The sequence below is a fragment of the Kitasatospora sp. NPDC056800 genome (genome assembly GCF_042789775.1).
Taxonomy (GTDB): Bacteria; Actinomycetota; Actinomycetes; order Streptomycetales; family Streptomycetaceae; genus Kitasatospora.
Window position 1 is genome coordinate 1 of the sequence record NZ_JBHUAL010000099.1, and the last position, 23,357, is coordinate 23,357.

Annotated in this window: 21 protein-coding genes; 8 read left to right on the plus strand and 13 right to left on the minus strand. The window is 74.7% G+C overall.

The features are described 5' to 3' along the window. Nucleotides 1-37 precede the first annotated feature (37 nt). The gene (locus ACFRQN_RS21865; RefSeq protein ID WP_380741590.1) at nt 38-1,516 is read right to left on the minus strand and encodes a sensor histidine kinase; all 1,479 of its coding nucleotides are present in this window, start codon (nt 1,514-1,516) and stop codon (nt 38-40) included. Continuing rightward, nucleotides 1,513-2,193, minus strand: coding sequence for a response regulator transcription factor (locus tag ACFRQN_RS21870; protein WP_049654967.1), 681 nt, complete (start codon nt 2,191-2,193; stop codon nt 1,513-1,515). The genes ACFRQN_RS21865 and ACFRQN_RS21870 overlap by 4 nt, the downstream gene beginning before the upstream one ends. A 198-nt stretch (nt 2,194-2,391) precedes the next feature. On the opposite strand from ACFRQN_RS21870, the gene ACFRQN_RS21875 reads away from it, so the two are divergent. Next, nucleotides 2,392-3,930: a glutamate synthase subunit beta gene (locus ACFRQN_RS21875; protein ID WP_380741591.1), complete on the plus strand. Its 1,539-nt coding sequence runs from the start codon at nt 2,392-2,394 to the stop codon at nt 3,928-3,930. Between the two features lie 51 nt (nt 3,931-3,981). On the opposite strand, the gene ACFRQN_RS21880 is transcribed toward ACFRQN_RS21875, so the two are convergent. Further along, nucleotides 3,982-5,511 (minus strand): TolB family protein, encoded by a 1,530-nt coding sequence (locus tag ACFRQN_RS21880; RefSeq protein ID WP_380741592.1) that lies wholly within the window; start codon nt 5,509-5,511, stop codon nt 3,982-3,984. 249 nt (nt 5,512-5,760) lie between these two features. Between ACFRQN_RS21880 and ACFRQN_RS21885 the strand changes: the two genes are divergently transcribed. Continuing rightward, nucleotides 5,761-6,288, plus strand: a complete 528-nt coding sequence (locus ACFRQN_RS21885; RefSeq protein WP_049654974.1) for a YcxB family protein — start codon at nt 5,761-5,763, stop codon at nt 6,286-6,288. A 29-nt stretch (nt 6,289-6,317) separates the two neighbouring features. On the opposite strand, the gene ACFRQN_RS21890 is transcribed toward ACFRQN_RS21885, so the two are convergent. Next, nucleotides 6,318-7,667, minus strand: coding sequence for an MFS transporter (locus ACFRQN_RS21890; protein WP_380741593.1), 1,350 nt, complete (start codon nt 7,665-7,667; stop codon nt 6,318-6,320). Nucleotides 7,668-7,794: 127 nt separating this feature from the next. Between ACFRQN_RS21890 and ACFRQN_RS21895 the strand changes: the two genes are divergently transcribed. Together ACFRQN_RS21895 and ACFRQN_RS21900 are read left to right on the plus strand one after the other, a co-directional pair. Beyond that, nucleotides 7,795-8,529: a TetR/AcrR family transcriptional regulator C-terminal domain-containing protein gene (locus ACFRQN_RS21895; RefSeq protein ID WP_380741594.1), complete on the plus strand. Its 735-nt coding sequence runs from the start codon at nt 7,795-7,797 to the stop codon at nt 8,527-8,529. A 10-nt stretch (nt 8,530-8,539) separates the two neighbouring features. Then, on the plus strand, nt 8,540-9,052 hold the full coding sequence (locus tag ACFRQN_RS21900) for an isochorismatase family protein (RefSeq protein ID WP_380741595.1): 513 nt from the start codon (nt 8,540-8,542) through the stop codon (nt 9,050-9,052). Nucleotides 9,053-9,110: 58 nt separating this feature from the next. Here the strand turns inward: ACFRQN_RS21900 and murQ are convergent, their stop codons facing one another. The 3 genes from murQ to ACFRQN_RS21915 all read right to left on the minus strand — a co-directional run bounded on the left by murQ (nt 9,111) and on the right by ACFRQN_RS21915 (nt 11,817). Then, on the minus strand, nt 9,111-10,016 hold the full coding sequence (gene murQ / locus ACFRQN_RS21905) for an N-acetylmuramic acid 6-phosphate etherase (protein WP_380741596.1): 906 nt from the start codon (nt 10,014-10,016) through the stop codon (nt 9,111-9,113). 354 nt (nt 10,017-10,370) lie between these two features. Then, on the minus strand, nt 10,371-11,051 hold the full coding sequence (locus ACFRQN_RS21910; protein WP_380741597.1) for a DUF6445 family protein: 681 nt from the start codon (nt 11,049-11,051) through the stop codon (nt 10,371-10,373). A gap of 118 nt (nt 11,052-11,169) precedes the next feature. Beyond that, nucleotides 11,170-11,817: a TetR/AcrR family transcriptional regulator gene (locus ACFRQN_RS21915; protein ID WP_074003609.1), complete on the minus strand. Its 648-nt coding sequence runs from the start codon at nt 11,815-11,817 to the stop codon at nt 11,170-11,172. Nucleotides 11,818-12,012: 195 nt separating this feature from the next. Between ACFRQN_RS21915 and ACFRQN_RS21920 the strand changes: the two genes are divergently transcribed. Further along, nucleotides 12,013-13,458: an MDR family MFS transporter gene (locus ACFRQN_RS21920; RefSeq protein ID WP_107086515.1), complete on the plus strand. Its 1,446-nt coding sequence runs from the start codon at nt 12,013-12,015 to the stop codon at nt 13,456-13,458. A gap of 28 nt (nt 13,459-13,486) precedes the next feature. Then, the gene (gene mca, locus ACFRQN_RS21925; RefSeq protein WP_380741598.1) at nt 13,487-14,416 is read left to right on the plus strand and encodes a mycothiol conjugate amidase Mca; all 930 of its coding nucleotides are present in this window, start codon (nt 13,487-13,489) and stop codon (nt 14,414-14,416) included. Nucleotides 14,417-14,514: 98 nt separating this feature from the next. Here the strand turns inward: mca and ACFRQN_RS21930 are convergent, their stop codons facing one another. Beyond that, complete coding sequence (locus tag ACFRQN_RS21930) at nt 14,515-16,002, minus strand: PHB depolymerase family esterase (RefSeq protein ID WP_380741599.1); 1,488 nt, start codon at nt 16,000-16,002, stop codon at nt 14,515-14,517. Between the two features lie 200 nt (nt 16,003-16,202). Between ACFRQN_RS21930 and ACFRQN_RS21935 the strand changes: the two genes are divergently transcribed. Next, nucleotides 16,203-16,751, plus strand: coding sequence for a PaaI family thioesterase (locus tag ACFRQN_RS21935; protein ID WP_380741600.1), 549 nt, complete (start codon nt 16,203-16,205; stop codon nt 16,749-16,751). Nucleotides 16,752-16,896: 145 nt separating this feature from the next. Here ACFRQN_RS21935 and ACFRQN_RS21940 read toward each other — a convergent pair whose 3' ends face one another. The 3 genes from ACFRQN_RS21940 to ACFRQN_RS21950 form a co-directional block, all read right to left on the minus strand. Beyond that, complete coding sequence (locus ACFRQN_RS21940; protein WP_049654556.1) at nt 16,897-17,895, minus strand: YdcF family protein; 999 nt, start codon at nt 17,893-17,895, stop codon at nt 16,897-16,899. 72 nt (nt 17,896-17,967) lie between these two features. Continuing rightward, nucleotides 17,968-18,930: a prolyl aminopeptidase gene (gene pip / locus ACFRQN_RS21945; RefSeq protein WP_380741601.1), complete on the minus strand. Its 963-nt coding sequence runs from the start codon at nt 18,928-18,930 to the stop codon at nt 17,968-17,970. 130 nt (nt 18,931-19,060) lie between these two features. After that, complete coding sequence (locus tag ACFRQN_RS21950) at nt 19,061-19,759, minus strand: TetR/AcrR family transcriptional regulator (protein ID WP_074003603.1); 699 nt, start codon at nt 19,757-19,759, stop codon at nt 19,061-19,063. 124 nt (nt 19,760-19,883) lie between these two features. Between ACFRQN_RS21950 and ACFRQN_RS21955 the strand changes: the two genes are divergently transcribed. Continuing rightward, complete coding sequence (locus tag ACFRQN_RS21955; protein WP_380741602.1) at nt 19,884-21,449, plus strand: MFS transporter; 1,566 nt, start codon at nt 19,884-19,886, stop codon at nt 21,447-21,449. 76 nt (nt 21,450-21,525) lie between these two features. On the opposite strand, the gene ACFRQN_RS21960 is transcribed toward ACFRQN_RS21955, so the two are convergent. After that, the gene (locus ACFRQN_RS21960) at nt 21,526-22,347 is read right to left on the minus strand and encodes a 1-acyl-sn-glycerol-3-phosphate acyltransferase (protein WP_107418798.1); all 822 of its coding nucleotides are present in this window, start codon (nt 22,345-22,347) and stop codon (nt 21,526-21,528) included. Next, complete coding sequence (locus ACFRQN_RS21965; RefSeq protein ID WP_049658096.1) at nt 22,344-23,180, minus strand: GNAT family N-acetyltransferase; 837 nt, start codon at nt 23,178-23,180, stop codon at nt 22,344-22,346. The genes ACFRQN_RS21960 and ACFRQN_RS21965 overlap by 4 nt, the downstream gene beginning before the upstream one ends. Between the last annotated feature and the right edge of the window lie 177 nt (nt 23,181-23,357).

Below are 23,357 nucleotides of genomic sequence, written 5' to 3' on the forward strand. Positions count from 1 at the left end.
GGCCCGGCGCTGCCACGCGCCGGGCCCGTCCGCGTGCTCAGCCGTCGGGCCCGTCCGCTCCGTCGGCGCCGAGGGTGAAGCCGATCACCGCGCCGCCGCCCTCCCGGTTGGCGGCGAAGGCCGTACCGCCGTGCGAGCGGGCCACCTCGTGCACGATGGCCAGGCCCAGGCCGGAGCCGGGCAGGCCGCGGGCGGCGGTGGCCCGGTAGAAGCGGTCGAAGACCCGGTCGAGGTCGGCCGCGTCGATGCCCGGGCCGCGGTCGCGCACCTCCACCCGCGGGCCGCGCACCACCACCTCGATCGGGCCCGTCCCGGCGGGGTCGAACTTGGCGGCGTTGTCCAGCAGGTTGCCCACCGCGCGGGCCAGCGCGTCCGGCCGGGCGGTGACCACGGTCGCGTCCGCGTCCACCACGACCTCCCGGTCGCCGCGCCGCCGGGCCTGGGCGGCGGCCTGCCGGACCACGTCGGCGAGCAGCACCTCGGTCGGCTGCTCGTCCGCCCTGCGGTCGGCCGCGAGCGCCACCAGCTCCTCCACCAGCTGGGTCAACTCCCGGGTCTCCTCGACCAGATCGGCCATCAGCGCGGTGCGTTCGGCGGGCGGCAGCCGGTCCAGGCTGGGGAGCACCGAGAGGTTGGTGCGCAGGCTGGTCAGCGGGGTGCGCAGCTCGTGCCCGGCGTCCTGGACCAGTCGGCGCTGGTTCTCCTTGGCGGTGGCGAGCCGGCCCAGCATCCGGTCGAAGGCCCGGCCGAGCCGGCCCACCTCGTCCGTGCCGGCGGCGGGCACCGGGACGTCCAACCGCCCACTGGCGGCGACCAGTTCGGCCGCGTGGGTGAGCCGGACCAGGCGCCGGGTGATCCGTCGGGCGAGCAGCCGGCCGGCCCCGCCGGCGAGCACCGCGACGATCGCCACCAGAGCGACCGTACGGGTCCGCAGGGTGGTCAGCAGCTTCTCGGTGGGCCCGACCTGCTGGATGATCTGGACCGCCCCGCGCCGGCCGCCGAGCGAGACCACGCCGACCCGGTAGGCCTCGCGGTGCTCGTGGCGCAGCCCGATCGAGGTGCGGCCCGGCTGGTCGGCGTGGGCGAGCTCGTGGTCGGACGGGCTCGGCGGCAGGTCGAGCCGGGCGGTGCCGGGCAGCACCGCGCCGTCGGGGTCGAGCGACTGCGTGGTGACCCGGATCGGGCGGACCAGGTCGGCGCTCAGGCCGCTCGGGCCGGCGAAGTCGCCCGGGAAGAGCACCTCCCGCTGGACCTGGCGGCCGACGGAGTCGACGGCGGCGCCGAAGTCGGCGGTCTCGTCGTCCCGGATCAGCCGCGCGGCGGCGTCGTAGCCGAGTGCGCCGATCAGCACCGCGACCAGCGCGGCGATCGCGGCGAAGGCCAGCGCGAAGGTGGTGGGCAGACCGGGGCGCGGCAGCCGGGGGAGACGGGGGAGCCGGCCGGTCGGGCGCGGCGGCCGGGGGAGGCGGCGGGCCGGGCGCGGGAACCGGGGGAGGCGGCGGGCCGGGCCGGTCACGGCTCGCGCAGCGTGTAGCCGACGCCGCGGACGGTGTGGATCAGCGGCGCCAGGCCGGGGCGGTCGAGCTTGCGGCGCAGGTAGCCGATGAACACCGCGAGGTTCTTCGAGCCGGGGCCGAAGTCGTAGCCCCAGATCCGCTCGTACAGGGTGGCCTGGTCGAGGACGGCGCCGGCGTGCCGGGCGAGCAGCTCCAGCAGGTCGAACTCGGTGCGGGACAGTTCGAGCTCCTGGGCGGCGCGCCAGGCCCGGCGGGCGGGCGGCTCGATCCGCAGGTCGGCGACGGTCAGCACCTCGGTGGCGGACTCCGGCGGACGGCGGCGCAGCATGGCGCGCAGGCGGGCGAACAGCTCGTCCACGTCGAAGGGCTTGACCAGGTAGTCGTCCGCGCCCGCGTCGAGGCCGGCGATCCGGTCCGGCACCTCGACCCGGGCGGTGAGCATCAGCACCGGGGTGCGGTCGCCGGCCGCGCGCAGCCGGCGGCAGACCTCCAGGCCGTCCGGCTCGGGCATCATCACGTCGAGCACCAGGACGTCCGGGCGCTGCTCCGCGAGGACGGCCAGGGTCTGGGTGCCGTCGGCGGCGACCCGCACCCGGTAGCCCTGCAGCATCAGCGCGCGGGCGAGCGAGTCGCGGATGGCCCGGTCGTCCTCGGCGATCAGCACGGTGTGGGTCATGGCGGAGATTCTCCCTGGCGTGCTCACGGCGGTTTCGGGCGGGGGCGGGGTGTCCGGGCCCGCTCCGCGGCCGCTCCGGGGCGGTCCGTGACGGCCGGGGCTGTCGCGCGGTGCTTCGCGGGCGTACGGTGGCCGTACGGTGGCGCGCCGCCGGGTGGGCCGCCTGATCCGAGTCGGCACGCCCTGCCGGAGGCCGCGATGGCAGACCGGATGGCCTTCTTCACCACCCCGCGCGAGGAGCGGGTGCGGCGTGATGCGCGGGAGCGGCTGGGGGACTGGCGGGAGGTGTACCGGCCCGGCCCGCTGCTGCCGGTGGTGGGCGGGCAGGCGGGGCGGTGCATGGACTGCGGGCTGCCGTTCTGCCACAGCGCCTGTCCGCTCGGGAACCTGGTGCCGGAGTGGAACCGGCTGGTGGCGGAGTCGGGGACGGGTTCCGGGGAGGGGACCGGAGCGGGCGCGGAGGTCGGCGCGGCGGCCGGCGCGGATTGGCGGGCGGCCGCGGCACGGCTGCTGGCGACCAACAACTTCCCGGAGTTCACCGGGCGGCTCTGCCCGGCGCCCTGCGAGAGCGCCTGCGTGCTGGCCATCGACGGCGCGGCGGTGACGATCAAGAACGTGGAACTGGCGATCGCCGACCGCGCCCTGGACGCGGGCTGGGACGGGCCCCGGCCGCCCGACCGCGCCGAGCGCTCCGGTGGGCGGAGGGTCGCGGTGATCGGCTCGGGCCCGGCCGGGCTGGCCGCCGCCCAGCAGCTGACCAGGGCCGGGCACGCCACCACGGTGTACGAGCGGGCCGACCGCGCGGGCGGGCTGCTGCGGTACGGCATCCCGCCGTTCCGGCTGGAGAAGCACCGGCTGGAGCGCCGGCTGGACCAGCTGCGGGCCGAGGGCACCGACTTCCGCACCGGGGTGTGGGTCGGCCGGGACGTCCCGGGCGAGGAACTGCGGGCCGGGTACGACGCGGTGGTGGTCGCGGTGGGCGCGACCGCCTGCCGGGAGCTGCCGGTGCCGGGGCGGGAGCTGACCGGGGTGCACCAGGCGATCGAGTACCTGACCTGGGCGAACCGGGTGGACGAGGGCGACTGCCCGGTCTCGCCGCTGTCCGCCGAGGGGCGGCACGTGGTGATCGTCGGCGGCGGCGACACGGCGGCGGACTGCCTGGGGACGGCGCTGCGCCAGCGCGCCGCCTCCGTCACCCAGCTGGACATCAACCCGCGGCCGCCGCGGGACCGGGCCGACGGGCAGCCCTGGCCGGTGTACCCGAAGGTGTACCGGGAGACCACCTCGCACGAGGAGTCCGGTGCGGCGGAGGCCGGGCCCCGGGTGTTCGCGGCCGCCACCGTCGGCTTCGAGCCCGGCCCGGACGGCCGACTGGCCGCCGTCCGCTTCGCCGAGGCCGAGCCCGCCGACCGCAGCCCGCGGGCGGGCACCGAGCGGAGGCTGCCGGCGCAGCTGGTGCTGCTCGCGCTGGGCTTCACCGGGCCGGACCCGGACCGGCCGCTGTTCGCCCAACTCGGCCTCGCCACCGGGCCGGAGGGCACCCTGGCCCGGGACGACGGCTTCGCCACGGGGGCGGAGGGCGTGTTCGTCGCGGGGGACGCCGGACGCGGGCAGTCGCTGATCGTCTGGGCGATCGCCGAGGGGCGGGCGGTGGCCGCGGCGGTCGACCGGTACCTGCGGGGGTGGACGGAACTGCCGGCGCCGATCCGGGCCTCGGCGCGGGCGCTCACGGTGTGAGACCGGGAGCACCCGCGCCGGTCGGGGTGGTGAGGGTGGTCGGGGCGGGTGTCAGAACTGCGGGAGGCGGCGGAGGAACACGTCCTCGGCGTTGTTGGTGTCCCCCGGGACGAGGGTGCTGTCGGACGAGGTGAACACCACCGCGGTGCCGAAGGCGTCGGGGAACGGGGCGTACGAGGAGCCGGTGGTCTGGGAACCGTCGCCCGCCACGCTGACCCGCTCGGTGCGGCCGGTCCACAGGTCGCGCCGGAACACGTCCTCGGCGTTGTTGGTGTCGCCGGGGACGAGGTTCTCCGCCGCCGAGCTGAAGTAGACCCACCGGCCGTCCGCCGTCAGCCGGCCGCCGAAGGAGTCGAGGGTGGTCTTCGTCCCGGGCAGGCCGACGCTGACCAGTGTCTCGGTGCCCTGCCGGAGGTCGCGGACGTACAGCTCGAAGTGGCGGTCCCAGGAGGTGTCGCCGTGGACGACCCAGGAGGAGTAGACGGCGTAGCGGCCGTCCGGGCTGATCGACGGGTCGGCCGCGCCCTTGTAGCCGCCGTCGGGGGCCGAGGAGGCCAGGCTGGTCCGCCCGGCGCGCAGGTCGCGGACGTACAGCGGGTAGAGGCGCGGCTTGACGAGCTCCGGGCGGGTGTCCGCGCGGGCGTCTGAGCGGGTGTCCGGGCGGGAGTCTGAGCGGGCTTCCGGGCGGAGGGAGTCGGCGGCGAACTCCTCGTCGGAGCCGGCCCTGAGCTCGGCGACGGCGGCCGGGGAGAGGGTGTCGGGCCGGCCCGGGCCGATGAGGTTGGTCGCCTTGGAGATGAAGACGACCGTGCTGCCGTCGCCGCTGATCTCCGGCGAGGCGGAGGAGGCGTCGGCCTCCTTGCCGTCCGCGCCGACGCTGACCAGGCGGGTGTCGCCGGTCCAGAGGTCGGTGACGTAGATGTTGCCGCCGAACCAGGTGACCGTGCCGGGGGCGAGGTCGCTGCGGTTGGACTGGTAGGCGACGTAGCGGCCGTCCCAGCTGATCGAGGGGACGTCGGACACCCGGTCGGTCTGCGGGGCTCCCGGCGCCTTGCCGACGCTGACCAGCCGGGTCTCGCCGGTCCAGCGGTCGTGGACGTAGACGTCCTGGTAGCCGCGGTTGGCGCCGGGGGCGAGGTTCGTGGCGCTGGAACCGAACGCCACGTAACGGCCGTCGCCGCTGATCGCGGCGTGGTGGGCGGCGCCGTCGGCCTGGACGCCGCCCGGACCGGTGTCGACCCGTTCGGTGCGGCCGGTCCACAGGTCGCGGACGAAGACGTCGACGGCGCCGTTGGTGTCGCCGGGCACCAGGTCGGCCGCCTCCGAGGTGAAGACGGCGTAGCGCCCGTCGGCGCTCAGGCCGTGGGCCTGCGAGGCGCCGGTGGCCTGCGCCTGGCCGGGGCCGACGGAGACGCGTTCGGTGCCCGTGCCGCCCGGCCAGGCGGACGGTTGTGTGGTGGACGGTTGTGTGGTGGACGGGGCCGCCTGGGCGGGGGCGGCGACGGTGATGGAGACGGCGGCGGCCAGTGCGGCGGCCGCGAGGGTGCGGGCCGCGCGCAGTGGGCGGCGGATGCGGGTCATCGGGTTCCCTCCCCTGGGATCGGGCCGTGCCGCGTCGGCGGTGGACGCCGAACTCCCCGGCGGCCGGCTCGGGGTGAGCCAACCGCCGGGCGGGGTGGTCGGTCAACGGGTGGGTGCCGGGAGCGGCGCATTCACGCCGGAGGGCCGGGAGGCCGTGGACGCGGTCGCATCGGGTACGTACGGTCTTTGCTACGATCCGGCGAAGCTGGTGTCAGGAGTTGTGCGTACATGGGTCGGAGGGTGTGGGACGTGGGTTCCGACGAGCGGGCGGTGACGTCGGTCGAGGTCCGCTACACCCCGACGGCCGAGGACTTCCGGGAGGCCTTCGCGGCGTGGGAGCGGTGCACGGCGGCCGGACGCCGGTCGCGGCTGGCCGTGTACACGGTGGCCGTCGGCGGGACGGCGGTCGTCGGGCTGCTCGCCGTCCTCGGCGGGACGGTGCTGCGGTTGCTCGCCCTGCTGGTGGCGGTCGTGCTGCTCGTGGTTCTCGCGGGGCCCGCGACGCGGGTGCGGCGGGTGACGAGGACGGCGAGGGAGAAGGGCGAGTTCAGGGTCCTGCTGGACGACCAGGGGGTGGTCGTGAGCACCGAGGCCTCGGTCACCGAGTTCGCCTGGTCGGAGCAGCGGTACTACCTGGAGACGCCCCGGCTGTTCCTGCTGTTGAAGGGCAGCGAGGAGACCGGTGTGCTGACCATGCTGCCCAAGCGCGGGGTCGACGACCTCCGGGGGCTGGCGGAGCTGATCGACCGGCACGCGACGGCGCTCGTCCGGGACTGAGCAGTCGTGGGGTGGGTGCGGCGGGCGCGTCACGGGGTGGGCTCCGGCGCGACCGGCCCGGTGCGGTGCGCCCGCTGGTCGTAGCGCCAGAGTGCGGGGAGCGCGGCGGACACGGCGGCCGAGCTGCCGAGGCAGAGCAGGCCCCCCGTGCGCAGTGCCGCCCGGATGCCCTGGCGGGCCGCGAGCCCGCCCGCCCGCAGGTCGCCCAGGGCCGGCCCGGCGGAGCCGATCAGCATCTCCAACCCGGCCGCTCGGCCCCGGAGTTCGTCCGGAATGGACTGGTTCCAGATGGCGCTGCGGAAGGTGTCGCCGACCCAGTGCGCGCCGCCCGCGACGGTCAGGCAGAGCAGGACGGCCCACAGGCCCGGGGCGAAGGCGGCCGCCGCCGTCGCCGCGCCGACCAGGGCGGCGGAGAGCAGGACCAGCCGGCCGTGCCGGTGCACCCGCTCCGCCCACCCGCCGGTCGCGGCGGCGATCAGGCTGCCGGCCGCACCGGCCGAGTAGAGCAGGCCGAGCGCCCAGGTGGCGTCCAACTCCGCGGCCAGGAACGGGAAGAGCGCGGTGGGCAGGGCGAAGACGGTGGCCGCGAGGTCGGCCAGGTAGGTGCCGACCAGATCGGGCCGCCGGGCCGCGTACCGGGCGCCGTCGAGGAACTCGGTGAGCTGCGGCGCCTCGGCGTCCCGTTCCGAGGGGATCGGCCGGACCCGGGCGAGCAGGGCGATCGAGAGCAGGAAGGTGCCGAGGTCGACCAGGTAGGCCGCCGGGACGCCGGCGGTCGCGATCAGCAGGCCGGCCGCCGCCGGGGCGGCCACGCCGCCGATGCTCCAGCGCAGGGACAGCAGGGCACCCGCCGCCACCAGCTGGTCCTGGGGCACCAGGCGGGGGACCATCGCCTCGACCGAGGGCTGCTGGATGCCCTGGATCGCCGCCGCCACCCCGGCGGCGACGTAGAGCGGCCAGACGGCGGGGGTGCCGAGCAGCGCGTTGGCCAGCAGTAAGGCGCTGAGCGCGGCCAGGGCGACCTCGGTGGCCAGGGCGACGGTGCGGCGGTCGGCGCGGTCGGCGAGGACGCCGCCGTAGAGGCCGAACAGGATGGCGGGCACGAGCTCGACCGCGCCGACCGCGCCCACGGCCAGCGGCGAGCCGGTGAGGTCGGCGATCTGGAGCGGGATCGCGGTCATGGTGAAGATCGAGCCGAGCAGGGTGACGGTGCCGGAGGTCCAGGTCAGCCGGAAGTCCCGGGAGGAGCGCCAGGGGGCGGTGTTCGGCAGCAGGCGGGACCAGGGGCGGTCGGGGCTGGAGGTGGGGTTCGGTCCGGAGGTCGGGTTCGGGTCGGCGCTTGGGTCGGGTCCGGAGGTGGGGTTCGGGTTGGAGGTCACGAGGGGTGGGATCCCTTCGCGGTCGTCGGCGTCGCGACGGCCGTCCTTATCGCTGATAAATTCCAGCTCGGGAACTTATCGGCGATAAGGTGGGCTTGGCAAGCGGATAACCCAGGAGGGCGATCGGATGGCGCTGCAACGCGACGAGGTGGTGCGCACGGCGCTGCGCCTGCTCGACGAGGAGGGCATCGACGGGCTGACCACCCGCCGGCTCGCCCGTGAACTCGGCGTCCAGTCACCAGCGTTGTACTGGCACTTCAAGAACAAGCGGGAACTGCTCGACCTGATGGCCGAGGCGATGCTCGCCGAGGCCCTCCCGCCCGACCGCGAGCCGGACCCGGCGCACTGGCCCGAGTGGATCGCCGCCGACGCCCGCGCCAAGCGCGGCGCCCTGCTCGCCTACCGCGACGGCGCCCGGGTGCACGCCGGCACCCTGCCCAGCGAGGACGAACTCCCGGCGGTCGAGGCCCAGTTGGCCGCCCTGTGCGGGGCCGGGCTGCGCCCGCGCACGGCGCTGCGGCTGCTGCTGACCGTCGACCGGTACATCATGGGCTGGGTCACCGAGGAGCAGGCCTGGCGGCAGGACACCGCGGACCGCGACCGGCCGCCGTTCCCGGACGAGGCACTGCGCGAACTGCCGCTGCTTCGCGAGGCGGTGGACGTGCTGCGGATGACCGACCACGACGCGGACTTCGAGTACGGGCTGCGGGTGCTGATCGAGGGGTTCCGGGCGGAGATCGCGCGGGAGGCGGCGGAGGGCGCTCCGGTGTCGGCGGAGGGCGCTCCGGCGTCGGAGGTCCGGGCCTCGGAGGGCCGGGCGCAGGAGGGCCGGTCGTCGGACGGGCCGGCGTTACTGGACTAGCGTGACGTCCATGACCACCCTTGATCCCCGCAGTACGGCCCTGGTCCTGATCGACCTGATGGACCGGATCGTCGCCAACCCGCTCGCGCCGCGCACCGGTTCGGAGGTGGTGGAGGCCTCGCTGGAGTTGGCCCGGGAGTTCCGGGCGGCGGGCGCGCCCGTGGTCGCGGTGCGGGTCGAGCGGCCGAACGTCGCCGAGCAGCCGCCCGGGAGCGGGCTGGTCGCGGAGGTCGCGGCGGTGGCCGACGAGGTCGTGGTGAAGCGCACCATCGGCGCCTTCCAGGGCACCGGCCTGGACGGGCTGCTGCGGGCGCGGGGCGTGGAGACCCTGGTGTTCACCGGGATCGCCACCAACCTCGGCGTGGAGTCCAGCGCCCGGGCCGCCGGCGACCACGGGTACCGGCTGCTGTTCGTCGAGGACGCGATGGCCGCGCTCACGGCGGAGGAGCACCGGGCGTCGGTGGAACTGGACTTCCCGCGTCTCGGAGAGGTCGTCGTGGCGGCGGACGTGCGGTTGGGGTGAGTCGGCGGGGGCGGGGCTACGGCCGGGCGGGGTTTTAGCCGGGCGCGGTGCAGGGCTGCTACGGCCGGGCGAGGCGGAGGGCTTCGCGCAGCCGTCCCTCCGAGGCCGTGAGCAGGCGCGCTGCGGTGGGGGCGTCCACGTCCGCGAGCAGGGAGAGGATGGCGTCCTTGACCCGGCCGCCGGTCGCGCTCAGGGCGCGGTCGACCGCGGTCCCGTCGGCGCCGGTCGCCTCGGCGACGATCCGTCGGGCACGGTCGCGCAGCTTGTCGTTGGTGGCGCGGAGGTCGACCATCAGATTTCCGTACGTCCGGCCGAGCCGGACCATCACGGCCGTGGACAGCAGGTTGAGCACCAACTTCTGCGCCGTGCCCGCCTTGAGCCGGGTCGATCCGGCCAGCACCTCGGGGCCGACCTCCACCTCGATGCCCAACTCGGCCGCGGCCGCGAGCGCCGAGCCGCGGTTGCACGCCAGCCCGACGGTCAGCGCCCCCGCCGCGCGCGCGGCGCGGACGGCGGCCAGCGGGTAGGGCGTACGGCCGGAGGCGGAGACGCCCACCAGGGTGTCGGCGGAGGTGAGGGCGAGTGCGGCCACATCGGCCTCGGCGAGGTCGGTGCGGTCCTCGGCGCCCTCGGCCGCCGCCGTGACGGCCGGGCGCCCGCCCGCGATCAGGCCGATGACCAGCGCCGGGTCGGTGCCGAAGGTCGGCGGGCACTCGACGGCGTCCAGCACGCCGAGCCGCCCGGCCGTCCCGGCGCCCGCGTAGACCAGCCGGCCACCACGCGCCATCCGGGCGGCCACGGCGTCGACCACGGCGGCGATCCGCTCCAACTCCCCGGCGACGGCCTCGGGCACCGTGCGGTCCTCGGCGTTCATCAGCCGGAGCAGCTCGACTGTGGGCAACTCGTCGATCGCGGCCCACTCGGGGCGGATGGTCTCGGTCGCGGGAACGGTGTCACGACTCATGCGCCCGCCTCGCTTCGTGCGGCCGTGGCATTCGCCTGGGCATGTCGTCCGATGATTCGCTCGTTCATGCGGCCAGCCTCCCCGGGTGCGGGGCGCCCGAATCCGGGCAAGCGTGGATGGAGGGCATGAGGGGGCCGGAGGGAGGCGCAGGCGGTCTGGCCCTCGCTGCGGCCGTACTTCGACGAGCGGGTGCCGGCGGAGGCCCGGACGCTCGGGCTGCCGGGTGAACCGGCCGCACTGGGGGCGCTGGTCGGGCCGGCGGACCAGGCCCGGTTGGCGGCGGCGCTGACCAGGGCGAGTCTGGCGCACGTGGGCGCCGGCTGAGGGGTGGGTCGTCCGGAGGGTGGGTGGGGGTCAGGCCATCCAGAAGAAGACCGCCGTCATCCGCCGCTCGGCCAGGTCGGTGCCGTAGTAGCCGGTGGCGCTGTGGATCAGGTTGGCGTGGTAGAGGAGCAGCTGGTTGTAGCGGTTGGGGACGCGGACGTCCTCGGTGAAGTGGTCGCCGGGAACGTGGCGGGTGCCGAGTGCCTCGACCAGGTTGTTGTGCGGGGCGTTGACCAGGTTGCCGCCGAGGCGGCCGCCGGGGAACTGCTGGCGGTAGAAGCTGGTGCCGGCGTGCTTCGGGGCGCCGGGGCTGAGGTAGAGGACGGCGGCGTAGCGGCAGAGCGCGCGGGAGTCGGTGTGGGGGCGGGATTCCGATTCCCCGGCGCCGACGACCTGGACGCAGTTGTGGTTGAGTGTGCCGCCGCCCGGGGTGCTCTGCACCCAGAGCCGGGAGGCGCCGGTGGCCTTGCGGACCAGCGACTCGACCCGGGCCAGTTCCCCGGGTTCCAGGCCCGGCATGGTGCGCAGCCCTGGCCAGGTCTCGGGGCGGTGCGGGTAGCCCTCGGTCCAGTCCCCGCGGGCCAGACAGCGCTCCCGGACGGCGTCCGGGTCGGGCAGCACGTTGTCCAGGACCCAGTAGTCCCGGCCCCGGGTGGGCTTGCGGTAGGGCAGGACCGGCAGGGTGGTGGGCCTGATGGGCTGTGAGGGCATGGGCCGACGATAGAGGCGGCCATCGCCAACCTTCTGCCGTGAGCAGGTCAACCTTTCGTCAAGGGTGCTCCGGCCCGGACACGTGGTTCAGCCCCTGGTCGGAGGCCGGGCCCGCGGCCTAGGCCTCCCGTACGGCGAAGCTCCCGAGGGCGCCCTCCAGACGGTCGTAGGCCCGGACCGCCGAGGGGCGGACGGCGGTGGCGATCGCCGCCTGCTCCTCGCCCGCCAGGGTGCGGCGGAACACCTCGGCGAACACCGCGCGGTCGACGGCGGCGAGCAGCGCGGCGGCGACGCGGCACTCGAAGCCGACGGGTCTCTCGTGCACCGCCTCGGCCAGCGCCTCGGCGAGCGCCGTCTCGCCCTGCTCGTGCAGCTCGCGCAGCCGGGCGCCCAGGGCGGGGCTGTCGAAGACGGTGCGGGCGAACTCCGGGCCGGAGAAGCCGAGCCGGGCGTCGTGCCGGTCGAGCCCGGCGAGGCAGTCGCGGCGCAGCGCGGCGAGCGCGGACTCGCCCGGCGCGCGCCCCGCGACGGTCGCGGCGAGCCGGACGACGAGCTCCTCGTGCAGGTCGAAGAAGAGGTCCTCCTTGCGCGGGAAGTGGTTGGTGACGGTCATCTTGGCGACGCCCGCGGCGGCCGCGACCTCGGCGATGGTCGTGCGGTCGAAGCCCTGCTCGATGAAGAGCCTGGTCGCGGCGTGCGAGATCGCCTCGCGGGTGCGGCGCTTGTTGAGCTCGCGCAGGCTCGGCGTGGTCGCGTTCTCGGTCATGCCGGGAGCGTAGCGCAGGTTGCTGGGTCGGGTACAGGAATTAGGCTTGACCCAATCAGTGGGTCCGGCCTAAGTTCTTCTCGGGCGGCCGGAGCGGCTGCCCGGGTGAGCGTCCGAGAGTGTGCCGAGCGAGCGTCGGGGTGCCGCACGCGGGTTCGGGGGGCGCTGGCCCGACTGCGACTAGGGGAGGGGCGCATGACGACATCCGTCGCCGCGAAGGACCAGCCGGGAGGAGTCCGGGAGGGGGCACCGGAGCCGATTCCGGCGGGCCTGTGGAAGATGGCCTCGGTGCTCGCGCTGGGGCCGGTGCTCGCGCTGTTGGACAGCACGATCGTCAACGTCGGCATCGACTCCGTCGGCCGCGATCTGCACGGCTCGATCGCGGAGATGCAGTGGGTGGCCACGGGGTACCTGCTGGCGATCTCGCTGACCATGCCGCTCTCGGGTTGGGCCGCCGGCCGCTTCGGGGGGCGGCGGGCGTGGCTCGCCTCGGTCGTCCTGTTCGTGCTCGGATCGGCACTGTGCGGCCTGGCCTGGTCGACGGGCAGTCTGATCGCCTTCCGGGTGCTGCAGGGGATCGGCGGCGGGATGATTCAACCGCTCGGCCAGGCGATCATCATACAAGCGGCCGGGCCGTCCAGGGTCGGGCGGGTGATGGGCACGCTGATGCTCCCGATCAGCCTGGCCCCGGTCCTGGGGCCGATCCTCGGCGGGCTGGTGCTGGAGCACTTCGACTGGCGTTGGATGTTCCTGCTGAACGTGCCGGTCGGGCTGGTGATCCTGCTGCTCGCCGCCCGCTGGCTGCCGACTGACGAGGCGTCGGACATACCGAAGCCCCGGCTGGACGTGACGGGGCTGGTGCTGCTCTCGCCCGGTCTGACCGGGCTGGTCTACGGGCTCTCGACGATCGGTGACGGCGCGACGGCCGGCTGGGTCGCGCTGGTGGTGGGCACGGTGCTGGTGGCGGTCTACGGCTGGCACGCGCTGCGGGTGGGCCGCAAGGCCGGCCGGGCGCCGCTGATCGACCTGCGGCTGTTCGCCCGGCGCGGGTTCTCCGTGGCGACGGCGAACAGCTTCCTCCAGGGCGCCGCGCTCTACAGCTCGATGTTCCTGGTGCCGCTGTACTACCAGCAGGTGAAGCACGCCGGGGCGGTGGAGGCCGGTCTGCTGCTGGCGCCGCAGGCCCTCGGTACGGCGGTCACCGCCATGCTGGCCGCCCGGATCACCGACCGCTTCGCGCCGCGTCCGCTGATCATGATCGGCATCGCCTGCTCCCTGGTCGGCACGCTCGCGTTCACCCGGCTGGGCAGCGGCTCCGAACCGGCGGCCTGGCTGATCGCCGGCTCGCTGGCGCTGCGCGGCGCGGGCATGGGGCTGATCGCGATCCCCGGCCTGGCGGCGGTGTACGGGAGCGTCGAGAAGGCCCAGGTGCCGGCGGCGGCGGGCGCGGTCAACGTGCTCAACCGGCTCGGCGGGGCGCTCGGCACGGCGGTGCTGACGCTGGCGCTCCAGCAGGCGCAGGGTGGGCACCCCGACCAGCCGGGTGCGGCCTTCGGCGAGACCTTCTGGTGGGTGCTGGCCCTGTCGGCACTCGCCATCGCCCCGGCACTGCTCTACCCGAACACCCGCCCGTCCCGCTGACCGCCGAGCGGCTTCCGACCACCCAAGCATGGAGGTACCCGTGTCCACCCGTCACCCCGGCGCTCTCCGCCTGCTCAGCGTGCACGCGCACCCCGACGACGAGTCCAGCAAGGGCGCGGCCACCCTCGCCCGGTACGCGGCCGAGGGCGTGGACGTCCTGGTCGCCACCTGCACCGGCGGCGAGCGCGGCTCGGTGCTCAACCCGGCCATGGACCGGCCCGAGGTCCGGGCCGACATCGCCCGCGTCCGCCGCGAGGAGATGGCGGCCGTCCGGGAGATCCTCGGTGTGCGCCAGAGGTTCCTCGGCTTCGTCGACTCCGGGATGCCCGGGCCGGGCGAACCGCTCCCGGAGGACTGCTTCGCGGCCCGGCCGGTGGAGCTCGCGGCGGCGCCGCTGGTCGCGCTGATCCGGGAGTTCCGCCCCCAGGTGGTCGTCACCTACGACGAGACCGGCGGGTACCCGCACCCGGACCACGTGATGACCCACCAGGTCACCGTGGCGGCCGTCGAAGCCGCCGCCGACCCGCAGTGCCACCCCGGGCAGGGCGAGCCCTGGCAGGTATCCAAGCTCTACTACCACCTGGCGCTCTCCCGGGCCTGGTTCCAGGCCCTGCACACGGCCATGACGGAACGCGGAGTCCCCTCGGAGATGGGCGAGCTGCTGGCCGGCTGGCCCGACACCCCGCCCGCCCTGGCCACCACGACCCGGATCGCGTGCGCCGAGCAGTTCGCCGTACGGGACGCGGCGATGCTGGCGCACGCCACCCAGGTGCAGCCGGGTGTGGCCTTCATGGCCCACCCGCGGGACATCGAGCGCGAGGTCTGGCCGACGGAGGACTACCACCTCGCCCGGAGTCTGCTGCCGGAGGCCGGTGCGGCGGCCGCGGCGGGCGGGATCGAGACCGACCTGTTCGCCGGGCTCCGGGCGGAGGTGGAGGGGGAGGTGGGGGCGGGATGAGCCTCACGGTCGGCGTGGCGGTGCGGGCCGTCGCGCTGTGGGCCGTTGTGGGGCGGGTGGTCGTGGTGCTGCTCGGTGACGGGCGGGCTGCCGTCCGTTCAGCACTGGCCGTCGGCGAGCACGAAGAAGCCCGGGCCGGTCTGCTTCAGGGTGTGGGTGACGAAGGTGTTCCAGAGCCCCATGCTCTGGCCCGAGCCCAGCGCGAAGGTCAGGCCGCCGCTCTGGGTGGCACGGCCGGCCAGGACCTGGTCGTAGTTGCTGGCGGTGAAGCACTGGGGCGCGCCCCCGCCCGGGGTGGTCGCCGTCACCGCCGCCGAGCGGGCGCCGACCGTGCCCGAGCCGTCGACCGCCGCCACGGTGTAGCCGTACGTGGTGCCGGCCGCGAGTCCGGTGTCGGTGAAGGCCGTGCCGGTCGCGGTGCCGACCTGGCCGCCGTTGCGGAAGATCTGGTAGGAGGCCGCGCCGTTGACGGTCTGCCAGTCGAGGGCGATCGAACCGGCGGTCGCGCTCGCGGTCAGGCCGGTCGGCGCCGGCAGCCCGGGGTCGGTGGGGCCGGAACCGCCGTCCAGCCCCCAGAACTGCGCGGTGTAGTAGCCGGAGCAGATCGTGTCGAGGAAGTAGGCGCCGGTCGCTCCGCACTGGTCGGCCCCGGAGCCCGGGTGGACGGCCAGGCCGTGGCCCATCCCGCTGATCGTGAACACGGTCACGGCGGGCTTTCCGCTCGCGTCGGCGTAGAGCTCCTGGGTGGTGCCGCCGGGGAGGCTCCGGGTGCCGGTCGGCTGGCGGCCGACGCCCTGGACGTTCGTCCACTGGTCCCGCAGCTCGGTCGCGTTCACCGGCCTGACCACGGTGTCGGCCGTGCCCTGCCAGATCGCCACCCTGGGCCACGGTCCGGTGTAACCCAGGTACGCGGCCCGGACCTTGTCGCCCCACTGGGCCGGGGTGAGCCCCTGGTCGGAGTTCTGGCAGCCGGAGGCGGCGGCCTGGGTGGCGGCGCAGTGGGCGGGCAGTCCGGAGTCGATCGCCCCGCCGGCGAACACGTCGGGATAGTCGGCCAGCAGGTCGGCGGCCATCCCGCCGCCGGCCGAGAGCCCGGTGACGAACACCCGACGGGCGTCCGAGCCGTACAGGGACTCGGCCTTGGTGACCATCTCGACCACCGACCTGGCCTCGCCGACGCCCCGGGCGGCCTTGCCCGCGTCGAACCAACTGAAGCAGGAGAGGCTGTTGTTGACGCTGCTGGTCTGCGGGAACACCACCGCGAAGCCGTACTGGTCGGCGAACTTGGTCCAGCCCGAGCTGCGGTAGTAGTCGGTGGCGCTCTGGACGCAGCCGTGCAGCGCGACCACCAGAGGAGCGCCGCTGGGCAGCCCGGCGGGGGTGTAGGTGTACATCGCGAGGTTGCCCGGATTGGTGCCGAACCCGGTGACCTGCTGGAAGCTGCCGCTCGCGGCCGCGGCTACGGCTGCGGCTGCGGACGGCAGGGTGGAAACCGTGTCGGAGGCCGCGGCCGCGCCGGGTGCGGCGGTACCGAGCGCGAGGACGGCGGCGGTGAACAACGCCGCGGCGGTGGGGCGCAGTGGCATGGGGACTCCTGGGTGGGGGAGGAGTGGGGGCCGGTCCCGTGCAGCGTGGCGCGCCGGGAGCCCCGGTGCCATGTGGCGGTCATCCGGGGTCCGCCGCCCGGGCATGGCACGGGCCGCCATGGTCCGGCGGCCGCGGCCCCGTACCCACCGTGCGCCGTAAGGCACTTGAGGCAGGCGGCCGGACCAGGCAGGTTGATCCCATGACCACCGATGAGATTGCCGCCGAGGGCCCCCAGCCCACGAACGGCCCGGAGCAGCGCACCCGGACCCACACCTGGACGCCCGGCCCGCCGATCGCCGAGTTCACCCACCTGAGCGGAGAGGAGATCCTGCTGGAGTGGATCGCCGGGCGGATCCCGGAGCCCTCGATCTGTAGCACCATGGGCTTCCACCTGACCGAGGTGAAGCCGGGGACGGCGGTGTTCCGGGGCGAACCCGGAGAGCACCTGCACAACCCGATGAACACCGTGCACGGCGGCTACCTGGCGGCTCTGCTCGACTCGGCCCTCGGCTGCGCCGTGCTGAGCAGGCTGCCGACCGGGGTGGGCTACACCACCACCCAGCTCAACGTCCACATGCTGCACCCGCTCTTCGCCGACTCCGGGACGCTGCGCTGTGAGGGCGTGGTGCTGCACCTGGGCCGGACGATGGCGACGGCGGAGGCCAGGGTGGTGGGCGCGGAGAACGGCAAGCTCTACGCGCACGCCACCACCACCTGCGCGATCCTGGCCCCCCGCCCGGCGGCCTGACCGCCCGGAGGCCTGACCGAGCGGGTGGCCCGGCCGGGCGGTCGCCGTACCCGCCCCGGAAAGGGCCGGGCCCCGGCCGCTGTGGCGACCGGGGCCCGAACCTGGCAGTCGGAGCAGCCGGAGAGGTCAGAGCGGCAGGAGCCGCTCAGAGTGCCCCGAGCAGGCCGCAGAGGGCGATGAGGCCGCAGATGCCGAAGTTGACCAGCTTGTGGGACAGGAAGATCGCGGCGAACTCGCGGATGGTCGCGCTCGGCCAGTAGTAGCGGGCGGTGGGGGAGCCGAAGACGTGGCCGTTGACGCCGGTCTCGCGGGCGAGCAGGGCGGCCCGGAAGGCGTGGAAGTTGTTGGTGACCACGACGCAGCGGTAGTCGGGCTTGGCCTGTTCCATGATGGCCTTGCTGAACCGCAGGTTCTCCTCGGTGGTGCGCGAGCGGTCCTCCCGTTCGATGTGCTCGGCGGGGAAGCCGTGTTCGACCAGGTAGTCGGCCATCGCGTGGGACTCCGGCAGCTTCTCGTCCGGCCCCTGGCCGCCGGAGGTGATGAGGACCGGCGGGTTGCCGCGGGCGGCCTGCTTCTCGTACACCTCGCGGCCCCGGTTCAGCCGGCTGGCGAGCAGCGGCGGGACGCGCTCGCCGCCGATCAGTCCGGAGCCGAGCACGACCACGAAGTCCACGTCCTGGCGGGGCCGGTGGCGGCCGTAGAGGAAGGCGTAGCCGATGAAGCAGGTGAAGAGGAAGGAGACGTAGCCGATCACCAGGAGCAGGGTGCCGACCACGATGCCCAGTCGGGCCGAGCGGAGGGCGAGGGCCACGAACAGCATCAGGATGACGGCGACGATGCCCAGACCGGCGAGCAGCGAGAGCAGGTTGGCCGGCCGTCTGCCCTCCTTGCGGATCATGGTCAGGCCGTTGGCGATGAGGAACCAGATCAGGGCCACGGTCCCGACGGTCGGCAGGAGGAAGATCGCCACCATCGCGATCTCCACCACCAGGGTGGGGGCTCTGCGCAGTTCGGCGAGCACGGCGAGGGAGAGCAGTGAGACGGCGATGCCGAGCAGGATGGCGTTGCTGAACTGGCGACGGTCGCGTAGTACCCCGAGTCCGAACAGGACGAAGAACAGGGCGGCTGGGGCATAGGCGATCATGCGCCGTATTCTACGGTTGCCGTAGGGCCGGGCCGTTGGCCGGAACGGCCCGACCCCAGGGCTGCGGAGCGCTCAGGCGAAGCGTTCGATCGCGGCCAGGACTGCCTCCCGCATCCGCGGACTCCCCGTGTGCCCGGACTCGTCGATGACCGTGAGCCGCGCGTCCGGCCAGGCCTTGGTCAGCTGCCAGGCGGTGGCGAGCGGTCCGCCGAGGTCCAGTCGGCCGTGGATCAGCTCGCCGGGGATTCCGGCCAGCCGTCCGGCGTCGCGCAGCAGTTGGCCGTCCGGCAGGAAGGCCTGGTGCGAGAAGTAGTGCGCGGTGATCCGGGTGAAGCCCATCAGCGCCTCGGAGGGGCGGTCGGTGTACGCGTTCGGCTTGCCCAGCGACTCGTGGGAGATGACCGCGTCCTCCCAGGTGGCCCAGGCGTTGGCGGCGGCCCGGCGGACGGACTCGTCGGCGCTGTTGAGCAGCCGGCTGTAGGCGGCGAGCAGTTCGGCGGTGTCCCCGTCCCGGTCGGCGGGCGGAAGGAAGTCCCGGAACTCCTCCCAGGGCCCGGGCAGGAAGCGGCCCACGCCCCGGTAGAGCCAGTCGGTCTCCTCGGGGCGGGTCATGGTGACCCCGCAGATCACGATCGCGGAGACCCGTTCCGGGTGCGCCTGCGCGTACGCGAGGATCAGCGTGGAGCCCCACGAGCCGCCGTACAGCAGCCACTTGTCGATGCCGAGGTGCTCGCGCAGCCGCTCCATGTCGGCGATCAGGTGCGCCGTGGTGTTGTGCTCCAGGCTGGTCGACGGGTCGGCGGCGTGCGGCCGGCTGAGCCCGCAGCCGCGCTGGTCGAACTGGACGAGGTGGTAGCGCTCCGGGTCGAAGTACCGTCGGGCGCCCGGGCTGTGGCCGGAGCCGGGCCCGCCGTGCACCACCACGGCCGGCCTGCCGGCCGGGTTGCCGGAGGCGTTCCAGTGGATCAGCTGACCGTCGCCGACGTCCAACAGGCCTTGTGCGTAGGGTTCGTAGAGGGGGTACGGCTCGGGCATCGGTGACTCCTCCGTGGTCGTACGGGCGGGGCCCGGTGAGCCTACCCGTTGCCGGAGGCCGGGGTCCGGCCCGAGGGAGGCGGCGTGGAAGGAGGCCGAGGACCGGGAGGGGCGGCCCCGGGCCCCGGGCTCAGCGCCGCTCCGGCGGCAGCAGGGCCGCGAGGCCGTCGAGGATCCGTTGGACGCCGAACTCGAAGCGGGCGTCCATGTTCGGCTCGGTGAGGTCGTCGGCGAGGTCGACCAGGTTGGGGAAGGTCTCGGCGGGCAGGGCGCGGAACAGGTCTCCGGCGGCGTCGGCGATGTCCCGGCGGCTGGTGCCGAGGACCTCGGAGGCCGAGATCGGCGACTGCTCCTGGAGCACGAAGCCCTGGACGAAGGCGCCGAGCAGGTAGCTGGCCATGGCGGCGTCGGCGTCGGTGAAGCCGGCCGCGCGGAGCCGGTCCAGCTGGTCCTCCATGAGCCCGAGCAGGTTGGGTCCGGGGGCGAGCCGCCCGGCGACGACCTTGGCCGCGTCCCGGGTGCCGAGCAGCAGGCGGCGGTAGCGCCAGCAGTACGCGTGGAACTGTTCGCGCCAGTCGCCCTCGCGCGGCGGGGGCTCGGCGGAGCCCATCACCGCGTCGGTGAGCAGGTCGAGGAGTTCCTGCTTGTTGCGGACGTGCCAGTACAGCGAGGCCGCCTTGACGCCGACCTCGGCGGCGACCTTGCGCATGGACAGCCCGGCCAGGCCGTCCCGTTCCAGGACGCGCAGTGCGGCCTGGGCGAGGGCTTCCCTGGTCAGGGCGGGTGTCGCGTCGTCGGTTCCGGGTGTGTCGGTGTGGTTCTGCGGCATGGCTGTGCGGACGCCTCCGGTGGTGCGGTCGATTCCCGCTTGCAATCTAACACCGTTAGGTGCACTCTGTGGCTGTCACGCCGACCCCTAACACTGTTAGGGGCTCATGATCGGAAGGGAACCCATGGAGAAGTCGAGCGCCCGCCGCAAACGGCTCGCGCTGCTCACGCTCTGCATCGCCATGTTCATGGCCATGCTGGACAACGTCGTCGTCAATGTCGCCCTGCCCCGCATCGGGCAGGAGCTGGACGCCGGGATCAGCGGTCTCCAGTGGGTCGCGGAGGGCTACAGCCTGGTCTACGCCGCACTCGTCCTGACCGGCGGCGCGCTGGGCGACCGCCACGGCCGTACCCGGATGTTCGTACTGGGGCTCGGCCTGTTCACGCTCGGCTCCGCCGTGGCCGCGCTCGCCGGAACGATCGGCGTGCTGGTCGCGGGCCGGATGGTCCAGGGGGTCGGGGCCGCGCTGCTCACCCCCGGCAGCCTGACCCTGCTGGGGCACGTGTTCACCGACGAGCGCGAGCGGGCCAAGGCGATCGGCGTGTGGTCCGGGGTGTCCGCGATCGGCCTCTCGATCGGCCCGGTGATCGGCGGCCCGCTGGTCGAACACTTCGGCTGGGCCAGCGTGTTCTGGATCAACGTGCCGATCGGCGTGGCCGGCGTCCTGCTCGCCGCCAAGGTCCTCCCGGAGATCCCGCCGCGCGCCCGGCGGATCGACTTCGGCGGGTTCGCGCTCTCGGCGGCGGGCCTCGGCCTGCTCGTCTACGCCTTGATCGAGGGCCCCACGCGAGGCTGGACCGACCCCCGGGTGACCGGCTGCGGCGCTGCCGCCGCCGTCCTGCTGGCCGCCTTCCTGCTGCTCGAACTGCGCCTGGCCGAGCCGATGCTGGAGCTGCGGCTGTTCCGGGACGGCGCGTTGAGCGGTGCGCTGCTCAGCGGGTTCATGGTGAGCTTCGGGATGTTCGGGGCGCTGTTCTTCCTGCCGCTGATGATGCAGGGCGTGCTCGGCTGGTCCCCGTCCGGCGCGGGGTACGCCGGGCTGGCGATGACCGCGATGCTGGTGGTCGCCGGGCCGCTGTCCGGCCGGTTCGCCGCCCGGTACGGCCCCCGGCCGCCGATGGTGCTGGGCCTCGCGCTGTGCGCGCTCGGTCTCGGCGGGCTGTCGCTGTACGGCGACCACGCCCGCTACCCGGAGTACCTGTGGACGCTGTTCACGATGGGCTTCGGCATGGGGCTGACCTTCACCCCGGTCTCGGTCGCGGTGCTCCAGCGGGTCGCCCCGGCGCAGACCGGGATGGCCTCGGCGACCGTCAACACCCTGCGCGAGCTCGGCGGCGTGCTCGGGATCGCGGTGCTCGGCGCCGTCCTGACCAACCGGATGACCGACGGGCTGACCTCGGCCCTGCACCGGCTCGGCGTCCCGCCGGAGGCCGTCGGCCCGATCGCGGACGCGCCGACCAGTGCGGCCCACGGCGGTGGCGGCGCGGCCGGCGCACTGCCCGAGCCGGTGCGCCAGGCGGTGGACGGGGCCTTCGTCGACGGCATCCACCTCGCGCTGCGCTGCGGCTCGGCCGCGCTCGCCGTCACCGCGGTCCTGGTCGCCGTCCTGGTCGGCCGGGCCCGCCCGCTCGCCCCGGCGGCCTCCGGGGAGCCGCGGCCGGAGGACCTGGCCGGGGCGGGCGTCGCCTGAGCCGACCGGTGAGGTGCTGTCAGGAGGTCGCGGGAGGTCGCGGAAGGCCGGGAAGGTCACAGGAGGTCGTGCGAGGTCAGCGGATCCCTTCCACCGCCGCCTGCGCCGTGCGGGCCAGTTCGCGCCGGGCGCCCGCCCGGCCGGGCCGGGGCCCGGGCGGCGGTATCGGCGGCAGGAAGGTCACGTCGGCGACCAGCCCGCGGGCCGCGACCACCCGGGCGAGCGAGGTGAGCAGCCCGTCGTCCCCGATGAAGGCGGGCACGCTGGTCGGCCGTCCGTCCGCCAGCCGGTAGCGGATCGTCACCGGCTGGACGTCGGCACCCGCCTCCACCGCCGCCTGGAACAGCGCGGGCCGGAACCGGCCGCTCTCCCGCCCGCACCAGGTCGACCCCTCCGGGAAGACGATCACCGGGTGGCCGGAGCGCAGCACCTCGGCCACCGTCGCGACGGTGTCCGGCAGCGTCCGCAGCCGGTCGCGGTCCAGGAAGACGGTGCCGCCCAAGGCGATCAGCGGTCCGAGCACCGGCCACTTCCGGACCTCGGTCTTGGCCAGCGACCGGCCCGGCCGCCCGGCGGCGAGCAGCGGTATGTCCAGCCAGGACACGTGGTTGGCCACCACCAGCACCCCGCCGTCCGCGCCGGGCCCCCAGCCGTCGGGCCCGGCGAGGTGGACCGTCACCCCGAGGGTGCGCAGCACGACCCGGGCCCAGAGCCGGGCCAGCCGGTTCCGGGCGCGGTCCGGGAGCAGCCGGACCGGCGGGAGGAGCACGACCCCGGCCAGCACCGCCGCCAGACAGGCCGTCAGCCGCAGCGCCCGCCGGGGGTGGGAGACCCTCGGCGGGACGTCGGCCAGGCAGGTCTCGGGCCGGCAGGTCGCGGTGGGCAGCCAGACGCTCACGACGAGGCGCCCGAGGCGGGTCCGCCGGACAGGAAGTGCCGCAGGTAGCGCGGGTCGGTGCGCTCCAGCGACAGCAGCACGTACAGGTCGGCGCAGTCGAAGTCCGGGTCGTACGCGGGCGCGCCGCAGACCCAGGCGCCGAGCCGCAGGTAGCCGCGGAGCAGGGCCGGCAGCGCGCCCCGCTCGGCGCGCGCCACCCCGGTGGCATCCCAGGGACGGTGCGGGGTGACCCGGTACTCCTCGGGCGCCAGGTGCTTGGCGCTGACGGTGTCCCAGACCCGGGCCGCGGTGGCGCCGCCGTCCGCCAGCTCGATCGAGCAGCAGCCGCCGACCCAGGTGTTGCCGGTGTCGGCCAGGTAGCGCGCGATGCCGCCCCACATCAGGTTGATGACGGCGCCGTTGCCCCGGTGGTCCGGGTGGATGCAGGAGCGCCCGAGCTCGACCAGGCCGGGGCGGACCGGCGCGAGCGCGGAGAGGTCGAACTCGCCGTCGGAGTACAGCCGTCCGGCCCGGCGCGCGGCCTCGGGGCGCAGCAGCCGGTAGGTGCCGACGACGGTGCCCTGCTCGCCTTCGCGGACCAGCAGGTGGTCGCAGAACTCGTCGAACGGGTCGACGTCCAGGCCCGCGACCGGGCTGTGCAGTTCGGCGCCCAGCTCGGTGCCGAAGACCTGGTGGCGCAGCCGCTGGGCGGCGCGCACGTCGTCCTCGTCGCGGGCGAGGGAGACGGTGTACGAGGCCGGGGCGGCGGGCCGGTGGGGGCGGGGCGCGGGGACCGCCGGGGCGTCGTGGGTGGTGGTGACTGCGGACGGAGCGTACGTGGGGACGGTGGTCATGGCGGACCCTCCAGGGCAGCACGATCGGCGGTGCCGTGGATCACCAGGGCACCGTCCCGGTCCGCAGGCGGTTGGGCATGGACGCGAACCGGTCCCCGTGTTTCTCTCCGAATCGGTTGGCATTCATGTTGCGGCCCGGAGGACCGCAGATGTGCACCTGTTGAATGGCACCACCCG

Excerpts from the sequence above, each read along its gene's own strand:
- ACFRQN_RS21920 (WP_107086515.1), top strand. The coding sequence starts at position 12,013 with ATGACGACATCCGTCGCCGCGAAGGACCAGCCGGGAGGAGTCCGGGAG.
- ACFRQN_RS21870 (WP_049654967.1), bottom strand. The coding sequence starts at position 2,193 with ATGACCCACACCGTGCTGATCGCCGAGGACGACCGGGCCATCCGCGAC.
- pip (WP_380741601.1), bottom strand. The coding sequence starts at position 18,930 with ATGCCCGAGCCGTACCCCCTCTACGAACCCTACGCACAAGGCCTGTTG.
- ACFRQN_RS21950 (WP_074003603.1), bottom strand. The coding sequence starts at position 19,759 with ATGCCGCAGAACCACACCGACACACCCGGAACCGACGACGCGACACCC.
- ACFRQN_RS21965 (WP_049658096.1), bottom strand. The coding sequence starts at position 23,180 with ATGACCACCGTCCCCACGTACGCTCCGTCCGCAGTCACCACCACCCAC.
- ACFRQN_RS21915 (WP_074003609.1), bottom strand. The coding sequence starts at position 11,817 with ATGACCGAGAACGCGACCACGCCGAGCCTGCGCGAGCTCAACAAGCGC.
- ACFRQN_RS21895 (WP_380741594.1), top strand. The coding sequence starts at position 7,795 with ATGGCGCTGCAACGCGACGAGGTGGTGCGCACGGCGCTGCGCCTGCTC.
- ACFRQN_RS21935 (WP_380741600.1), top strand. The coding sequence starts at position 16,203 with ATGACCACCGATGAGATTGCCGCCGAGGGCCCCCAGCCCACGAACGGC.
- ACFRQN_RS21900 (WP_380741595.1), top strand. The coding sequence starts at position 8,540 with ATGACCACCCTTGATCCCCGCAGTACGGCCCTGGTCCTGATCGACCTG.
- ACFRQN_RS21930 (WP_380741599.1), bottom strand. The coding sequence starts at position 16,002 with ATGCCACTGCGCCCCACCGCCGCGGCGTTGTTCACCGCCGCCGTCCTC.
- ACFRQN_RS21955 (WP_380741602.1), top strand. The coding sequence starts at position 19,884 with ATGGAGAAGTCGAGCGCCCGCCGCAAACGGCTCGCGCTGCTCACGCTC.
- ACFRQN_RS21910 (WP_380741597.1), bottom strand. The coding sequence starts at position 11,051 with ATGCCCTCACAGCCCATCAGGCCCACCACCCTGCCGGTCCTGCCCTAC.
- ACFRQN_RS21875 (WP_380741591.1), top strand. The coding sequence starts at position 2,392 with ATGGCAGACCGGATGGCCTTCTTCACCACCCCGCGCGAGGAGCGGGTG.
- murQ (WP_380741596.1), bottom strand. The coding sequence starts at position 10,016 with ATGAGTCGTGACACCGTTCCCGCGACCGAGACCATCCGCCCCGAGTGG.
- ACFRQN_RS21940 (WP_049654556.1), bottom strand. The coding sequence starts at position 17,895 with ATGATCGCCTATGCCCCAGCCGCCCTGTTCTTCGTCCTGTTCGGACTC.
- mca (WP_380741598.1), top strand. The coding sequence starts at position 13,487 with ATGGAGGTACCCGTGTCCACCCGTCACCCCGGCGCTCTCCGCCTGCTC.
- ACFRQN_RS21880 (WP_380741592.1), bottom strand. The coding sequence starts at position 5,511 with ATGACCCGCATCCGCCGCCCACTGCGCGCGGCCCGCACCCTCGCGGCC.